At 47.6% G+C, this 17,085-nt stretch carries 13 protein-coding genes, 1 tRNA gene and 1 rRNA gene; 2 read left to right on the top strand and 13 right to left on the bottom strand.

The features are described 5' to 3' along the window. Positions 1-2 precede the first annotated feature (2 nt). Positions 3-1,166 carry a hypothetical protein gene (locus tag JRC49_08220; protein ID QTE69802.1) on the bottom strand — a complete coding sequence of 388 codons (1,164 nt, stop codon included), beginning with the start codon at positions 1,164-1,166 and terminating at the stop codon, positions 3-5. Between the two features lie 271 nt (positions 1,167-1,437). Between JRC49_08220 and JRC49_08215 the strand changes: the two genes are divergently transcribed. Further along, positions 1,438-2,025 carry a hypothetical protein gene (locus JRC49_08215; protein QTE69801.1) on the top strand — a complete coding sequence of 196 codons (588 nt, stop codon included), beginning with the start codon at positions 1,438-1,440 and terminating at the stop codon, positions 2,023-2,025. Positions 2,026-2,061: 36 nt separating this feature from the next. Beyond that, entirely contained in the window at positions 2,062-2,601 is a 540-nt protein-coding gene (locus JRC49_08210; protein ID QTE69800.1) for a rubrerythrin family protein, read from the top strand. A 444-nt stretch (positions 2,602-3,045) separates the two neighbouring features. Here the strand turns inward: JRC49_08210 and JRC49_08205 are convergent, their stop codons facing one another. The 12 genes from JRC49_08205 to rrf all read right to left on the bottom strand — a co-directional run bounded on the left by JRC49_08205 (position 3,046) and on the right by rrf (position 17,083). After that, a complete protein-coding gene (locus JRC49_08205; GenBank protein QTE69799.1) occupies positions 3,046-5,184 on the bottom strand; it encodes a peptidase domain-containing ABC transporter in 2,139 nt (712 codons plus the stop codon). Between the two features lie 7 nt (positions 5,185-5,191). Beyond that, positions 5,192-5,815 (bottom strand): hypothetical protein, encoded by a 624-nt coding sequence (locus tag JRC49_08200; protein ID QTE69798.1) that lies wholly within the window; start codon positions 5,813-5,815, stop codon positions 5,192-5,194. 132 nt (positions 5,816-5,947) lie between these two features. Beyond that, positions 5,948-6,673 (bottom strand): hypothetical protein, encoded by a 726-nt coding sequence (locus JRC49_08195; protein QTE69797.1) that lies wholly within the window; start codon positions 6,671-6,673, stop codon positions 5,948-5,950. Continuing rightward, positions 6,670-7,575 carry an ABC transporter ATP-binding protein gene (locus JRC49_08190; protein ID QTE69796.1) on the bottom strand — a complete coding sequence of 302 codons (906 nt, stop codon included), beginning with the start codon at positions 7,573-7,575 and terminating at the stop codon, positions 6,670-6,672. Before JRC49_08190 ends, JRC49_08195 begins: the two co-directional genes overlap by 4 nt. Next, positions 7,575-8,336, bottom strand: coding sequence for a flavodoxin family protein (locus JRC49_08185; GenBank protein QTE69795.1), 762 nt, complete (start codon positions 8,334-8,336; stop codon positions 7,575-7,577). The genes JRC49_08190 and JRC49_08185 overlap by 1 nt, the downstream gene beginning before the upstream one ends. A gap of 160 nt (positions 8,337-8,496) precedes the next feature. Continuing rightward, the gene (locus JRC49_08180; protein ID QTE69794.1) at positions 8,497-11,589 is read right to left on the bottom strand and encodes a type 2 lantipeptide synthetase LanM family protein; all 3,093 of its coding nucleotides are present in this window, start codon (positions 11,587-11,589) and stop codon (positions 8,497-8,499) included. Positions 11,590-11,980: 391 nt separating this feature from the next. After that, complete coding sequence (locus JRC49_08175) at positions 11,981-12,229, bottom strand: plantaricin C family lantibiotic (protein ID QTE69793.1); 249 nt, start codon at positions 12,227-12,229, stop codon at positions 11,981-11,983. Positions 12,230-13,137: 908 nt separating this feature from the next. After that, positions 13,138-13,707 carry a hypothetical protein gene (locus JRC49_08170; protein QTE69792.1) on the bottom strand — a complete coding sequence of 190 codons (570 nt, stop codon included), beginning with the start codon at positions 13,705-13,707 and terminating at the stop codon, positions 13,138-13,140. A 22-nt stretch (positions 13,708-13,729) separates the two neighbouring features. Continuing rightward, positions 13,730-14,761, bottom strand: a complete 1,032-nt coding sequence (locus JRC49_08165; protein QTE69791.1) for a DUF2804 domain-containing protein — start codon at positions 14,759-14,761, stop codon at positions 13,730-13,732. 82 nt (positions 14,762-14,843) lie between these two features. Beyond that, the gene (locus tag JRC49_08160) at positions 14,844-16,277 is read right to left on the bottom strand and encodes a YdcF family protein (GenBank protein QTE69790.1); all 1,434 of its coding nucleotides are present in this window, start codon (positions 16,275-16,277) and stop codon (positions 14,844-14,846) included. A 607-nt stretch (positions 16,278-16,884) separates the two neighbouring features. Further along, positions 16,885-16,959 (bottom strand) — tRNA-Asn (locus JRC49_08155). 7 nt (positions 16,960-16,966) lie between these two features. Then, positions 16,967-17,083, bottom strand: a 5S ribosomal RNA gene (rrf, locus tag JRC49_08150). Positions 17,084-17,085 lie beyond the last annotated feature (2 nt).

Raw genomic sequence — 17,085 nt, 5'->3', positions numbered from 1 at the left:
CGTTATGCCGTCAGTACAATACAGATCAGGCATCCGGTATCATCACTGTACAGCCGCAGCTGATATTCCCCGCAGCTGTAGTAATCGCAGGTCCCCGGCACCAGCCGGTTGGCCTCCGCCTTTTCTTCATCAATGGCCGCTGAACCGTCCGGTTCACCGAGCACGGAGATCCAGTCCTCCCGCATGGTCTCATTCACGCACAGTCCCCAGAGACAGCCCTGATCCATCCGGATGCCTTCCACCTTGCTGTTTTCCCAGCCGCGGGTCAGGTCATCCGTCATCAGGTAAACACCCCGGAAACATCCGCCCTCCAGCGCGAACAGGCGTCCGCCCTCAAAGCCGTCCGGATCCGTCAGCAGGTGATACCGGTCGGTCATCTCCTGCACGCTGTCCCCCAGCTTCACCGGAATACCGGTCAGGGATCCTTCCGCGGACGCGGCCAGCAGCTGTTCCGCGCTTTCAGCGGTCAGGGTGATCATCTGTTTCACGCCGATCCGGTCCGGAATGCTGTCCTCGTCCAGGTTCAGCACGTCCTTCAGCACATGCCATCCGATCCGGATATCGCCGGCACGGTCTCCCAGGGTGCTCAGCTGGCTCACCGGATACAGAAGCGTCAGGCCGGAAGGCTCCAGTAAAAAAGTCTCCGGCAGGGGCTCCAGTTCACTGTTCTGCAGATGGGCGCTGAGCTCCGGCAGAACCTCGTCTTCCAGATAGGTACGGATCTGCTCACGGCCGGCTTCCTCATCCGTGAACAGTTCCGAAAGGGTAATCCTGCGGCCGTCCCGCAGGTCTGCGGTGCAGGCGTTCCATACATGCGTGGAACGGGAGTTTTCCACAGCGCCGACAGCTGACACCGCACAGCTGAACACATCGCCCATGATCCCGCCCTGCCAGCTGACCTGCAGGCTTCCGCCGGCGATCAGCTGCGCCGTACGGGCAAGGTAATCCCCGATATGGCAGTCTTCCCGGATCATCGTATTAATCTGTTCAAGCAGCGCTTCATCTCCCGGGCCGGACAGCACTGGATAGTGAACGCTGAGCGTTTCCGTCATGTCCAGTCCTGCGTCTTCAATATGAAACGCTTCTTCTGCCGGACAGACAGGGATGAAAAGCAGCATCGCCGCAATCAGGCAGATTGCCAGGCGAATCAGGCGATTAGATTTCATATCCTTACCCTCCGTGAACTATTATTTTACATCCTTTTGGATTCCGGAGCAAGTCAGCCCGCCCCGTGCCGCGGTTTCCGGCCTTTACAGGCACAGTTTCCTTTCTTTATAAACAACGAATCCGGAGCCTGAAAACCTGCCGTCCGGGCTTCCCGGACAAACCGGTCCGGACGGTTCCGCACAATTTGACAGTGTTCTTCCGCCCCATATATAATAGATTCCAGCGGAACAGAAACCGCTGCCTGAATCAGGAAAAGGAGGGGGTGGCATCTTGGCTGACGGAAAGAAAATACGCAAGTATCTCCTCCGGATTGTGGAAATCCTGTTTTCCGTCGCCCTGCTGGTGATGCTCGCCGTCTCCCTGATCCTGGCCAAACCCCAGGAGGATAAAAACATCTCCCCTGACGTGAAGCCTGCCGCGGAAACAGGTACCGCGCTCCGGATTGATAACGAAAGCGACCTGGTACAACTGGACTTTCCCGCGCCGATGATGTGCTTTCAGAACTCCTCCGGCATGACCTTTGTCGGCGCCACCTGTGCCGACACGCCGGTTCCGGGTGGATACGGCCGGGTGGTCATAACGAACTGGCAGACCCCTGAAGGGGAAGATATCGCCCTGCAGAGCATCTGGCCGGCGGACACCCTGAATATGCTGGAGGATGGTTTCCATTTCATGCCCTATGCCGGGCCGACCTTCTTCGGAAACACCTCTGTCCGGATGGAAAATGATCAGTATATCCGGCTTCACACCACCACGGACCAGGCGCTGTATGTTGTGATTCTGCCCCGCAGTCTCAGCAAACAGGTCAGCTCCCTCTGCGGTTTCCTGAAGCTTTACACAATCCGTAACGAGCAATAAAGCCCGTCATCTATATTGATAAAGGAGGAAAATGTCATGTCTAATCCCTATGCCGGAACCCAGACCGAAAAGAACCTGGAAGCCGCTTTCGCAGGTGAATCCCAGGCCCGGAACAAGTATACCTATTTCGCTTCTGTTGCCAAAAAGGAAGGCTATGAGCAGATCTCCGCGCTTTTCCTGAAGACAGCTGAGAACGAAAAAGAACATGCCAAGATGTGGTTCAAAGAACTCAAGGGCATTGGCTCCACGCCTGAAAACCTGGCGGCTGCCGCCGACGGTGAAAACTATGAGTGGACCGATATGTATGAGTCCTTCGCAAAGACCGCTGAGGAAGAAGGCTTCACTGAACTGGCCGCGAAGTTCCGCGGTGTTGCCGCCATCGAAAAGCATCACGAGGAACGGTACCGCGCCCTGCTGAAGAACATTGAAATGCAGCAGGTCTTCGAAAAGAGCGAGGTCAAAATCTGGGAATGCCGCAACTGCGGCCACATCGTTGTGGGCACCAAGGCTCCCGAAGTCTGCCCCGTCTGCAATCATCCCCAGAGCTACTTCGAAATCGCTGCCGAAAACTATTGATCTGCGTCACTAAAAGAAAAGGGACTGTCTCATATGGGACAGTCTCTTTTGCATGGGATAAGAAAACAAAAAGCGGCGCTGATTTGTTCGATAAATGTTACTCGTTTCCTCATAGCAACTTCACAGACAATATCAACTCAAAACACCCTACTAGTCCCTTCTTCTTGATTAATCCGTTCGATCTATTAACAATATACTTTGAATATCCTCTTCATAGATTCTATAGTCCTTTGGTCGGGAATTATTTAGATTCTGAGGGTTGAGATTCCTTTTTATAATCTCTGCTTTTTTCTCTTTACGAGAATGTTCCTTCAATATTAAGCCCATAACCAACGCACTAGGTTATAGGTTCAAACAAATAAGGTATTGCTTCCAATAACGCATGTAGTATTCTAAATCATTCCCGGAAAAAGTGTTTTCAACCATAAGCTGTCCAAGCGTTTTTTAACACGTTGCGGGCAAATCATTATTTGCACTATATATTTTCTTATATACATCCGATGTTTCTAATAGTTTCTTGTGACTTCCTATATTTGCAATTCTTCCTTCATCCATTACCACGATAACATCTGAATCTATAACAGTTGATAATCGATGTGCAATAATAATCTGTGTACAGTTTTCCTCTTTGAAATATTGAAAAATCTGCGATTCATTATATGTATCCAAAGCGCTAGTTGCCTCGTCCAGGATAATGAGCTTGGGTCTTTTCAAAATTGCCCGCGCAAGCACCACTCTCTGTCGTTGTCCACCAGAGAGATTCATACCCATCTCAGTCACCTGGGTATCATACTTCATCGGCATTTGCATGATTTCGTCATGTATCCTTGCAATCTTTGCCGCCTCAACGATTTCCTCCTTGGACACATCGTTTCTACCCATTCCAATATTGTATTCAATGCTACGATTAAATAGGGTCATATCCTGTGGCACGATTCCCATGTGCTGCCTTAATTCTGAAGTATCAAATGTGTGGATATTTGTATGATCGATCATAACCGTTCCTTCAGTCGGTTTATAAAGACCCATCATAACCTTGCCGAGTGTACTTTTCCCCGAACCAGACATACCGACAATCGCAACTTTTTGCCCACTGTATATTTTTAAATCTATATTCTTCAGAACTTTGCTGGAGTGCTTCGAATAAGAAAAAGACACATTTTTTAGCTCGATCTCGCCATTTACATGTTTTGCATGATCCCCGCGACTTTCTTCACCCTGCTCAAATGTCAGAATATCGTGAATTCTTTCAAGATAGATGATGCTGTTCACATAGCTGTTGTATACATTCGACACAGAAGCTGCTAAACCAAAAAAGGTTGAGCTCAGAGAATAAAACGCCATAATATCTCCGAGCGTTATCATTCCTTTTCTAAAGAGTCCGACGCTTGCAGCAAGCACAATATATGGGGACAATTGTGAAATCAACGAGGTAACAAACATATATTTGTTTTTTAGCCGATCAGCTCTTTTCTGTTTCTGTAAATAAGAACCCTCCTTTTCGCTCCAATTGTCAAAAACATAATTTTCGATTCCAGCCATTTTGATTCCGAGAATGGAATAGATCATCTCGACCTGCTGTCCATCCACTTCATTACGCTTGTTTAGTAGCTGCCGGTCCTCGTTCAACAAACGGGGGCGTGACCAGCCAAGGAAGACAGCATTCAGTACAAACAGAGCAATACAAAGCAGACATATTACAGGGGTTTGCAAATATAGATATACCACCATAAAAATGATCGCACCTATGTTGATAATTCCCTGAACAAGCTGCTTTGCCACAATCTCTCGGATGATATATCCACTGTTGACCGTCATGATCAAATCGGACTTCCGTCGTAATTCAAAAAAATGATAAGATACATTCAGCAGCTTTCTTACAACCTTGGCAGTAATCTTATAATCCATAAAGGTTCTGTAGCTGATTAAGCAATTGCTTTGAATATACCCAAGCAATGAGGCAAGTCCGACAAATATGATCAGCATGATTAAGGGTTGTTCCACAGATTCTGTTTTTATATTGATGCTGTCAATCGCATATTTCATCAAGATAGGAACCGCCAATGAAAACGCGTATATAACAATCGATATGACAAATATCGCTGCGAATAATCCCTTCTTTTCCTTAAATACCTGAATGTATTCGGAAAACAGATGGATGTCTCTTTTTTGCGGAACAAAATTTCTGTCCGGTGCAATACATATGATATATCCTGAGTATATTTCTTTGAATTCATCGTGAGAAACATACTCTGCTCCGGAAGCTGGGTCTACAATATATACATATTTCTTGGTGATCTTCTCTACGACAAGAAAATGACTGTTGTAGCAAAGAGCAATAAAAGGTGCCTGATTTCTCTCAATCTGAGAAAAATCAATCTTTTCCGGCTTAGCAAGCAGATTCAGCTTCTTACACAGCGCCACCAGTTGACCAATTGAAGTGCCGTCTCTTCCTGTGTCCAGCAAATCCCGGAGCTGTTGCAAGCTCACATAGCTTTTGTAATACCTCAGAAGCATTGCAACACAGGTGATACCGCACTCAGTAGTGCTGATTTGTTCGATAAATGTTACTCGTTTCCTCATAGCAACCTTATCCTAACCACCATCTTCTTGTGCAGCATATAATTACATAATTAAGCATGGCAGCTCCCATACAGAAGCCTATCTGTTGAAAAGAAGCCGCTCCATTGAGCATCATTTCCGGCAAAAGCGCAAACTGAGTAAGCAGATAACCTGCAACCGTGTTGATATTGAAGTGAGATTTTACCAAGCCAATAATTTCTGCGAACACCCCTAAAAAGAGGGAAAACATCAAAACTACGCAAATACCCTGATTCTTTATAAAACTACCCATCAAAACAGCAACAGATGCCAAAAGCATCGCTCCGACCAAGTAGGTGAGCATTGTCATACCAAACAAACGTAACATCTCTTCCAGCTGTACGCCTTCTATCTGCCCGTATGTCGCTATGAACGACAGGATGCAGCTCAACGCTGCAATGACCAGTGCCTCGACTGCCGCTGCAATGAGTTTTGCGCCGATAATGTGCGGCACACTGTATTTCCCGGTAAAAGCCTGAATATATGTGCCATTCTCAAAGTCATCGGTCGCCACACATACACAGATGCCGATCACGAAAACATATCCAAGATTTGCCAGGATCGAATAAACGAAGACTGCTGCTCCGGCATCACAAGCACGTACTAATACCATTACGAACAGACAGATCGCCGCAACCAGTAGCCACGACTTCCATTTAATTATTCTGTTACATTCATTTTTAATATACTGATACATTTTACTCCAAATCACTCCATTAATCCGAATTACATCGCCACAACTTCGCTATATACAGTCTCGATTCCGATAAAAGACATAAGCAACTGCATACAAACCTGCAATATAGACAAGCAGCAAAACCCCATCCTCCCAAGAAACCATCTGAGTTTGAGACCATACCGTGATAATCCCGTTCGGGGTTTTTTTCAGTATCTTGCTCACCATACCCAGCGGTCCGTTCTCGTCCAGTTGTCCCTGTGTGATAATAAAGGGCAGTAGATAGTTAAGGACAAGCGGGGGCAGCACCGCAATAAAGTACGCCTTTTTATACGAACGTACGCTGTATGCGATCAACATCACATAAGCAGACAGGAAAACTGCTGCGCCCATATAGATCACCAGCAAATTCAACGCATAAGTTCCCTCGACCAGGCTCGGATCGACTTTTTTCAGCTTCTGAATACCGATCGTCTGGTTGATAAGTGCAGGCAAATAGAATATGCCGGCCACACAAATCACACTGAGCAGCCGTCTGGCAATAAGCTTCCATCCGCTCTCTATGAACACATACAGTTCCTTGATGGCACCGCTACGGAAATCCTCCATATGCAAGTTGGTTATCACGACCATCATGCCAATAAAAGAAGTCCAGAAAAAGTAATAGTTCAAGACAGCAACTGAATAGGATCTCAAATCTCTCCGCCAAAACTGGGCAATCACCACAAATGAAAACAGACAGAAGATTCCTATTGCTTTATAGTTGCGCTTCAGATCATATAAAACTGTTTTCACTGATCTTCCTCCTGTTTGATTGCCTTGATGAAACGTTCTTCCAGGTTCTCTCTGTAGGGTGCGATTCCCGTCAGGTTCAGACCGTTTGCTACAAGCAATTTGATCAGCTCGTTCACTTCGGTATCCCTGGTTCTAACCATCAACTTATTCTCTGTACGCCGCACCGAATAGCCCTTCTCACGCAGGAATGCTTCTATCTGCACAGTCTCACTCGACGAGATGATATAATCTTCCTCTGCGCTGCCCGCGTCTTCCTTCAGATCAATGGATTCTATGATCCGCCCCGCCTGCAGAACTATCACCCTGTCGCACATGGACTCGATTTCCCCTAAGATATGGCTGGAAATCATGATGCCTGTGCCTGCCTCGCGCGCGCGGGAGACCAGATATTTCCTTAACGCAGGTATGACTTCAGGGTCTACGCCACGCATGGGCTCGTCGAGCAGCAGGTACTTGGGACTCCCAAGCAGTGCAATAGCGATTCCGAGCCGTTGCTTCATACCAAGAGAGTATTTTTTCACCTTCTTGTTAATAAAATCCCCCAGCTCCAATGCCCCGACCAATGCTTTTATCTCATCTGTGGTGACTGTATCCGTGAATGAGGTAAAATACTTGATATTCTCCATGCCTGTAAGTGCCGGATACAGACCGGGATTCTCTATCAAACAGCCGATATTCTTCTTTCTTCGCATTGAACGAATATTTACGCCATCGATTTCCACGTTTCCCGTATAGTTCCTTTTCAATCCGCAGAGAATAGACAGCAAGGTACTCTTGCCTGCGCCGTTTGTCCCTACAAGACCGACAATTTCCCCCGGCATCAGGGTCATATTGATGTTATTCAGAACCGTGTTGTTTCCATATTTTTTATACAAGTCAGTCACGCAAATCCCATTATGCATTATAGTGTGCCTCCAAAGTCCGAAATAATTCGTTCAGAATTCATAATTACATCCATGTAACTCTCAAATTCAAAGAATCCATTGTGTTTCCAGAACCGGTATTCAAAGTTGGGCTCTTCCTCATAAAGCTTCATGTTTTTCTGCATGGAATGAAAGATATAATCAAGATCCTTCCGCTCACGCTCACCAATGTGCGTCGGATCATTTAGGGCTCCAATAATGTCTGCGACCATTTCTTCGGTTCTCTGTACATTCTCCACCTCCTGCACATCATTCTCTGTGAAGACAAGATAATTCTGGAAGGAGACCTCTCGTCCCCCCATAAACTTCACCGCCGAAGACAGATAGGTCTTCACGAAGTTTGCTCCATTCCCACAAGAGGATGTGAGAAGGGCCGTCGGCTTTCCACAGAGGCACATCAGATGCATCCAGTAAGACATTCTATCCAGCAAAAGTTTCATCTGCGCCGTGATATTCCCTGCGTATATGGGCGTGCCGATCAGCAAAACGTCTGCCATCAGAATCATCTTTTTGAGTTCGGGCATATCGTCCTGCAGATCCAGCGGGCATTTCCCAGTTTCAAAGCAGTTCGAGCAACCTCTGCAGAAGCTCACCTTGTACTTGCTTAAATCAAGCTCATACGTTTCGATGTCGATCCTCTTCCGAAGCCCGCTGACAACAGCTTTGAGAAAGGCTCCAGTGCTTGATTTTGCCCCTCTTGGGCTCCCATTTATCGTCACAATTTTGTATGTCGTACTCAATCCTCCTCCTCTCTGTGAACGCAAGACAACCCCGTACAACTCAAATCTGCGATCATGACGGCTTTCCTTGATGCTATGATTGTTTTTATTCAGTATGTATAGATGATGGTAACACGTATTACCCTCATGATCGGGATGTTCATTTCTGTGTTTCGCCTTACTAAACTGCAAGAATATTGGGGATTCGAGCGTTTCTGTCCTCTAATGCAATTAAGCCGTATCCGATTCCGGCAAGCCCTGTCATCAGACCAAAGCCAGCATTTTCCAGAAAATCCGGACTGCCTTTCAGCCGTTCTATCAATTGTGTGGCGAGACGCTCTGTGTTCCGTCTGACTTGTTGCTGTAGAGCTCCATCCTGCAAAAGCACTGCCGCTTGTTGCAAGATCATGAGATTGCCGATGTCGCCATGGCAAAGGCAGTAATCCGCGCCAAAGCCCACTTGCTTCAGCGTCCGAATGCCAATCTCAATCTCACTGTCGAGGAGGCTATCTGAATATCCATCCTCCTTGAGCGAAAGGCGGTTGAGCAGAATGCCCGACATTCCATGACACCACTTGCAATCACAGCGTTTGTCAGTAAGGCTCCTGCGGAAATTACCTGCTTCTGTAACGTATTGTCCACGCTCATAAGCAAGCATTTTTTCCACAGCCAAAAGGATGTGCTCATCCCCTGTCCGCTTGTAAACCTTGTACAAGGCATGGGAAATACCTGCTGTGCCGTGCGCATAGCCAGTGTAACCTTCCTTTCCTATAAAACAACCTGTAGGATACACATCTGCCGCTTCTATGATCTTCTGCGCAAGTGTATGCAGATACGGATCAATGATCGCGTCTCCGGGCTCCGACAAGCGGGCAGCAACAAGAATCGCTCCCGCATTTCCTATCATCACATCGTTCTTCTGAGAGAGCACTCTACTACTCGCCATCTCCCGCAGTAATCTGTCAGCATGCGCTCTGTAAGATTCCTCATGGAGCAAATCCGATATGACAGCGTAGAGATAGACCGCGCCGCTACATCCATTGTATAAACCATTTTGTGTTTCCTTGCCGATGCTATTTTTCTCAAAATACTGTTCAATCGGTCGGAGCACTTCCCGCATAGTTTCCAAATAGCACCGCTTCTGCGTATACTTGTATAGCGCGGCATAGAAAAGCACCATCCCAGCATTGCCATCGTAAAGATTAATCCCGATGGGAGTAATCGTTCGAAACTGATCCTCCACCTCAAGATATCCGATCCATGAACGCTCGGTCTGACCGTTCACCGTAAGACTAATACTGTTTGCATCGCAATATTTCGCGACCTGTTCCACCAGCACATGGATCTGTGACTCTCCGTCCGGCTCTTGCGCTTCTTCGGCTTCATGATAGCGATAGCCTGTAATATAAACATCATTTCTGTACAGGTCTGCATAGCTGTAGATAATCACGCGCCTCTGAAAGCAAAGATCTGCCGCACCCATTCGTTCAAGTTTACTTCGGAGCATCTCCAGCGCTGAATTTTGTACAATACCTTCCAGTGCCTGGCCTGCACAGGTGTAGAGGCTCCGCTCGTCTGTGGACGCCATGAACATAGGAACATCGTCTCTCTTCATATCCTCAATTTCGGCCAGAACCAGAGCGATATGCTTCTCATCAGCGTTCAAAAACAACCGGTTCAGGTAGATTTCCCTGTCCAAAAAAGACTGCACAAGGTCGGGATGATACATCGTTGAAAGCATCTGGCCGTATGTCACTGTACCTCTGAGCAAGACGCGGAACATCAGCCCGCTGAAGTGCTCCTCAATGTACGCCAATACAGACTCCCGATTATTTACAAAATACTCGTAGGTGATTTCGAAGCCGCGGAGCATCTCCCCGAGATATTTTTGAGATTCCATACTCCGATTATGCAATTTTACACTGTTGTTATGTCCACCTATAGCAAGGTTTTTTGCAACAATATGAATCGTATCCTTGTCTGCATCCATGATACAAAAGGACTTGTAGGGGGATTCTTGTTCCTCGTCCATGGACAAGCCAGAAAGATCTACCTGCTTATTCGTCTTTCGATTTCGGATCATTGTCGGCAGGATGGCAGAGGCCTTAACAGAATAGGTCAGGAGGCTACCAATATAACTGAACACAGACTTCTCTATTGTTTTCTGATCAAACAGATCAGCAGAGAAAAGTGTCTCCATGTCAATGACCAGCGGATATGCACCGCATGCGATAATATTCTCCGCATGGAAGTCAGAGGCGCTGAAGAGATAGAAGATCGCAAGCAGTTCACCAATCCGCGTGTAATAATCCCTGACTTCGGCTTCTTCTTTGCAGGGTTTCTGCCTTACAAACTCGCACCAGCCAGTCTCTCCGGTGTTTTTCAGACGGATTGTTTTGATGTCTAAAAACCCTGGGATGTGCGCTGCATTCAGGTGCTCAATGAAAGTATTGTAGCGCTGTTCGAGTTGAAGAGTCCTTGGCTTATAGACCAGGATCCCTTGTTCGAACTCAATGATTGCAACGCTTTTCCCCTGGTTGTGGGTGTCACCTTCTCCGAGCCTGATATGGACAAGTTTCCCGAAGGTAGATCCGCCGTTCAGTTCCCGCCCGATGGCTTCATGATTCGTTTCGTAATCTGTTATAATGGATTCAATATATTCACAGATCAGCCCGGTCTTCTTCAGCATCATATCAGTCAAGACCTGGTATCTGGAATAGACAGCCTTCAAATATGATACATCCTGCAAGAGCACCTCTTTGTAATATGTTGCTCTCGCAACGGTATCAGCACCCTTCAGCAGACCTTCATCCCGGCTCGCATTGGTTTCAGCAATAAGTACGCGAAATGCCATCTGGAAGAGAATTCTGGCAAGTGCACTCACCGAACGACAAAACAGAGCTCTTGGCTCCAAAACAACCGAACAATGATGGATTCGGTTGAACAATGGCTCCATACACGAGACGAGGAGCGGTTTAAAATAGTTCATCCACCCCAAAATATCTTCGTTCACCGCTTCAAGCCCCTGCTGGATACTAGCAACATATGTGTCATTGAATTCCTGTTCAAAGAAATCAAACGAAATCTGCTTCTGACTATCGAATAAACGCCGCAGAGCAGACTCATCGAGCTGTTCCCCAAGGGACTTCAAACTGTTTAGTAGGGCTGTCCGCTCCTTTATCTCTGGGAAGAGACCATCCCAGAAAGATAGACTGTCCTGAAAATCGAAGCCAGCGTCCGTCTGCTGACTCTGCCGAGGAACCAGAAGTTTCATAACAATCAACCATCCCAGCCGCTTTACGCTTGGTACAAACAGAATGAAAAATATGCAGACAAGCGGCGGCCTTTCTTGTAAAATGAGCTTGAAAGAACATATACTATGACGCACGGTAAGGCGCGTCGTAGATTATTTTCGAAATTCAAGCATATAATAATCTGTGTTGGTTTCACCTTTTCAACTACAAATATGCGATACCTTGAATCTATATACTAAGGGGTGTTTAAACACCTGCTAAATGCTTGTTAATCCAATCATTGCGTTCTCCTCACCATTCCAGTACAAGGAGATCAGTTTTGATCAACAGACTCCCCCGTTATTACACTCGGTAGATATTGCGGCGATGAGAATTGCCTATCCGCAATGCCCACCGCCGCAAATTACCTAATTAGCACGCTGTGCCGCCATTACACTCAGCAGACAACGTAAGAACTTCTCCGCACTTGAACTTTCTGGTCGCCTTATCATTTGACCATGCGGTAAGGCCTGTAATTGCCGTAATTGCAGAAATGACAGTTAAGACGGACTGTACTCTATTGCCACCACCGTCCACTGCGCCACCAACAGGCACCATAAGATCCTGTTCCTGAATTTCCTGCATGAGATCTCCAACTACAAAGCTCCTCTTTTTGTTCATTGTGTCTTTTCCTCCTTTAATAATTTAATATGTGTACTTTAAGCGTACAAATCTATATCACAGCAAATCGGAAAGGAGCACGGTACCAAATGCACAATCCCTCTCTGCCATAATATCAGTTTTAACCCGTAGCTATTTGGGAAGAGTTCAATCGCCTGCTGACTTCTGCGACATGAATGCAAAACTCCGGTTTCAAAAAAGCAGATGATATAAAACTGCAACTTCATTATGAAAGCATGTTTCGTATAAATGGAATCTGTACCCGCTGCCTATATATGTTCGTCAAGTCCGTTATTAGCACTCAAACCATTCCAAAGAAGCAGAACATCCCCCAGTCAGCATGGAGACATCAGATTGCGCATGTAATAATTGCTGCCAAGAGTTAGCCCACCACACAAAATGAAATCAGAAATACAAACATAAAATGACAAAAAGAAAAGTCCTATCTGACAAAAAGTTCAGACAACAGTACTCAGGGCTGTTGCATACAATAAAAAGCGTTCATCCGGGATTTATATATCATAAGAGATGTAGCAACAATATCAGGAGTATCAGTAAACAAAATGTGAGCAACGACTGTAAGAAATGAAAAATCATTCCGAGTGCTAAATATCCTCTAAAAAACTTTATTAACCATCTTTTTCACCTCTTTCTATTTAAGCTCATAACCAATTCCCAAGATTCCAGGGTCAAGCGGATATAATTTTGCCGCCAACATTGCACAAAGTATAACACACACACACACACAATATAACCAAATCTGCAAATCTGGTCAGATTAACTGCATAATTGGAAAGCGATTCATCAACAAAACTGTAGAAAAAGCAAAGTCAGGATTCCTGTGACTATAACAGCAGGTGACAAAAAAACCGCTGTCCGAATTCGGACAGCGGTCCCTATGCGTGTGTTTATTCCTCTCCGATTCCTTCCAGGCCGATCTCCTCCGCGTGGGGCCGCATGCCTTCAATACAGATTTCCGCCACTTCCCGGACTTCCATCCCCAGCAGGTCGCAGCCCTTCTGGATCAACTCCCGGTCGCATTTGGCCGCGAACTTCTTATCTTTATACTTCTTCATGAAGCTTTTGATCTCCAGGTCCCGGATGCCTTTCGGACGCATCCGGGCGCAGGCCTGGATGATCCCCGTCAGCTCATCCACCGTAAAGAGGCTCTTTTCCATATTGCTTTCCGGCTTCACGTCCGTGCAGATCCCCCAGCCGTGGCTCATGATCGCCCGTACGTCCTCCTCCGGCACCCCCGCTGCCAGCAGCGGCTCCTGCGTATGCTGCAGGTGCTCCTCCGGATACTTCTCATAGTCATAGTCATGCAGCATTCCGACTGCCTGCCAGTGTTCCCGGTTCTCCCCGAAATAATCCGCCATTGCCCCCATGGCATAGCAGACATTCTTCGCGTGAATGATCAAGTGCTCATCCGACACCATGGTTGCGTTCAGTTCCGTTGCTCTCTCCAGGCTCAGCATTGGGGGATCCTCCTTCAAATCCTTACCATTTATTCCTGACCTTCTCCGCGAATCCGGTCAGGTGATCAATCTGCAGTTTCCGGCCGTCATCCAGGACTACCGAACCGGAAAACCGGCCAAACACCTGATGCTGGTCTGAGCAGATAATCAGCAGATCTGTTTTCGCACAGCGGTCCATGATCGGTTCAAACTTCATCTCAAACCGTCCGTCGCTGCTCGTAAAATTCCACGGGGACAGATAATCTTCCTTCCCGTCCTTTTCCGGAATTTCGAATGTTACCTGCTCCAGTTTGTGAATTTTCCCGTCATAAACCAGGACGTTCTCACTGGCTGCGGACGTATCCCCGAAACCATAGCCGATATTGAATCCGAAGGGAACACCGTCCACCAGGCCCGAAGCTGATCCCCAGTACCAGGTATTGTCATAAGTCCATACGCCCCGGCCCCAGTCCAGTACAGCAAAGGTATCCGCCGGATCACACCGGTATTCCCGGCCACCCAGCGTTATGGTTCCTTCCACACGCATACAGTTGATTTTCTGGTTATAGTAGAAGGCTTCCGGATGATCCTTGTAGGGCGTCACAATCACCATGGATTCCTTCGGTTCATCCGTCAGCATCACATCAAAAACAATGGTGTTTTCTCCGCTGAACCTGTTCATAAACCCGATCAGCCGGCGGCTGATCCCATCATTTTCAAAGGAGATCATATATCCCTTCCCGGTCACACTGATGCTGCCGTTTTTGCTGCTGGACGGAAGTTTCCGCGGAGCAAACAAGGGCAGGTTCATTGCGGATTTCGTAATCTGGCTTTTCCGTTCAAAATCCAGCAGGGAGATACTGTCCATGGTCATATAGCCGTTATGATCAATGGTCAGCGCCAGGCAGAACCGGTCTGAACAGATCGCATAGTAATCCCATTCCTTGATCCTAGACCTGCCCGTGCAGATCCGGGTTCTGTCATAGGTCTTGATGAGCTCTGTGGCATATCCGGTTTCGATCAGATGACCCTTTTCATCATGAAGCGGACCGGGTGTTATGATTCGGCGCTGCATATCTCCCGCCTCCGTTTATTTAATTTGACTGTTTTGGGCTATTATACTTCATGAACCTTCAGAAAACAACGCCTTACCCGGATCAGAGAACCATGGACAACAGCCCGAAGAAAATAAGCAGCATAACGAGGAACAGGAGCTCTTGTTTCCATCTTTTGTGCAGCAAGCCTGCGGTTTCCCGGATAAACGCATTGGGCCAGAACCACCATCTCGTCCTGCTGCCGATTCCCTCTGCCGTCAGTCCTGCGCGTTTCGCCAGGATCCCGCTGCGGAAAACATGATAGCTGCTTGTCGCAAAAAGCACTTTCCCTTCCGGGTTCTTCTCCCGGATCATTTCTCCGGAAAAGCTCATATTCTCAAGGGTATTTCTGGATTTTGTCTCTGTCAGGATCAAATCATCCGGTACCTCCTGTGACTGCAGGTACCGCCGGATCGCTTCCCCTTCCGGCATAGTTTCATCCTTTCCCTGTCCGCCGGACGGAACAAAAACCGCTTCCTTTCCGGTTGCCTCCTTCTGCTTCTTCCAGAAGGAAAGCGCTTTGTCCGCCCGGTCCCGCAGCAGCGGCGGAAGCGTTCCGTCCTTCCGGAACCAGCATCCATGGATGATAATGAAATCCTTGTCCAGGTCCGGAGTGTGTTTCGCCGCCTTGATCCCGCAGATCACAGCGCCCGTCAGCATACACTGACAATAGATAAAGAGCGTGGCATAGGTGTTCTCCAGGGTTCTTTCCAGCCTGATTTCCCATTCAGATCCGCTGGAAAACCGCATCATAAAGTACAGTTCCAAAGCCTCTCCCAGGATAATGACGATACTCACCAGCAGTCCGAGCGCGTTCCCCGGCTGCCGGCCCTCATGCCGCATAAGCACAATATTGCTTACCGCCAGTATAATGGCAAACACAATCATCACAGGAGCCGTCAGCTTCATGAACCAGGCGCTGGCCCCGCTGATACTCGAGTAAACCGTCATCATATTATACCTTTCCGGATGAACTGCATGGGAAATGGTATTAACCATTATTGTCAGTCCGGTTACCAGGGCAAACAGGGAAAAGCCTGCATAATATATGGTGCTGTAATCGTAAAAGGCCGTCCCCTTCGCCTGGAAGAAATGCCAGAGCATGATCGCGCTGACAAAGAGCCATAACAGCGTTACTCCGATCATGAGCGCCGTATCACCGGTAAAGTTATCATTGTTTTTGTCATATACCGTATGAAAATGCCCCACCCTCAGGATATGCATGGAATTCTCTTTACTCTCTCCAACAGTAACATCCAGAACCGTCGTCCCCGTTTCCCCCGGGTATACAGGCGTCCGGATAAATCCCTCTCCGCATACAGTTTCTCCTGCCTGTATCACTTCCGGTTTTTCCACCGTTACCTTGATTTCGTCCTGTTTACTGGATGGGATATAGCTGTATATGGAAAAATCGTTAAAGAAGGCAAAACGAAGCACGACGCAGAGCACAATCAGCCCTGCGATACACCATAAGATCTGTTTCGCCGCTTTCCTCACGACTTATTCCCTGCCTTTTTTATATCTTATGATCCTGTGTTATCCGGATAGTTTCCTATATTATACACTACTATTTGGCATAAAAGTAGATCAGAGCCTGATCTTTTGATCAGGCCTTTTGGGCTCCCCAGGGGGGAACGAAGGAAGCGGTAGCCCAGTGGGCTATCCTGCGAAGCAGGAAGAGCCCTGAGTGAGTCAATCGAAGCAAGCAGCGGGTTGAAACGCCAGTGATGCCCGCTGCGCCGACTGAGATTGCGGAGAGAGAAGTGGTGACCCAGTGGGTCATTTGCCGAAGGCAAAAGCGACCTGAGCGAGTCATTCGAAACGAGCAGAGGGCTGAAGCGTCCTCGCGAGGCCGTCTGCGACGATTGTGGTTGCGGGGAACGAAGGAAGCGGTAGTCCAGTGGACTATCCTGCGAAGCAGGAAGCGCCCTGAGTGAGTCAATCGAAGCAAGCAGCAGGTTGAAGCGACAGCAATGCCTGCTGCGTCGACTGAGATTGCGGATAGGGCGAGAAAGAGCCCTGGCGGACGAAGTACGCCAAATCGTAACTTTTGTTACGATTTCCTGGGGATACAAAAAAACCTGATCAATCGATCAGGTTTCTTTGGCTCCCCAGGTAGGGCTCGAACCTACAACCCTTCGGTTAACAGCCGAATGCTCTGCCATTGAGCTACTGAGGAATATGGAATCCGGCGGCGACCTACTCTCCCGGACCGTTACCAGTCAAGTACCATCGGCACTGAAGAGCTTAACTTCTGTGTTCGGTATGGGAACAGGTGGAACCTCTTCGTCATTGCCACCGGAAA

The organism is Clostridiales bacterium FE2011 (genome assembly GCA_017569305.1).
GTDB lineage: Bacteria > Bacillota > Clostridia > Christensenellales > Aristaeellaceae > Aristaeella.
The sequence above is the reverse complement of the archived record's forward strand: the minus strand, read 5'-3'. Positions and strand labels throughout refer to the sequence as shown.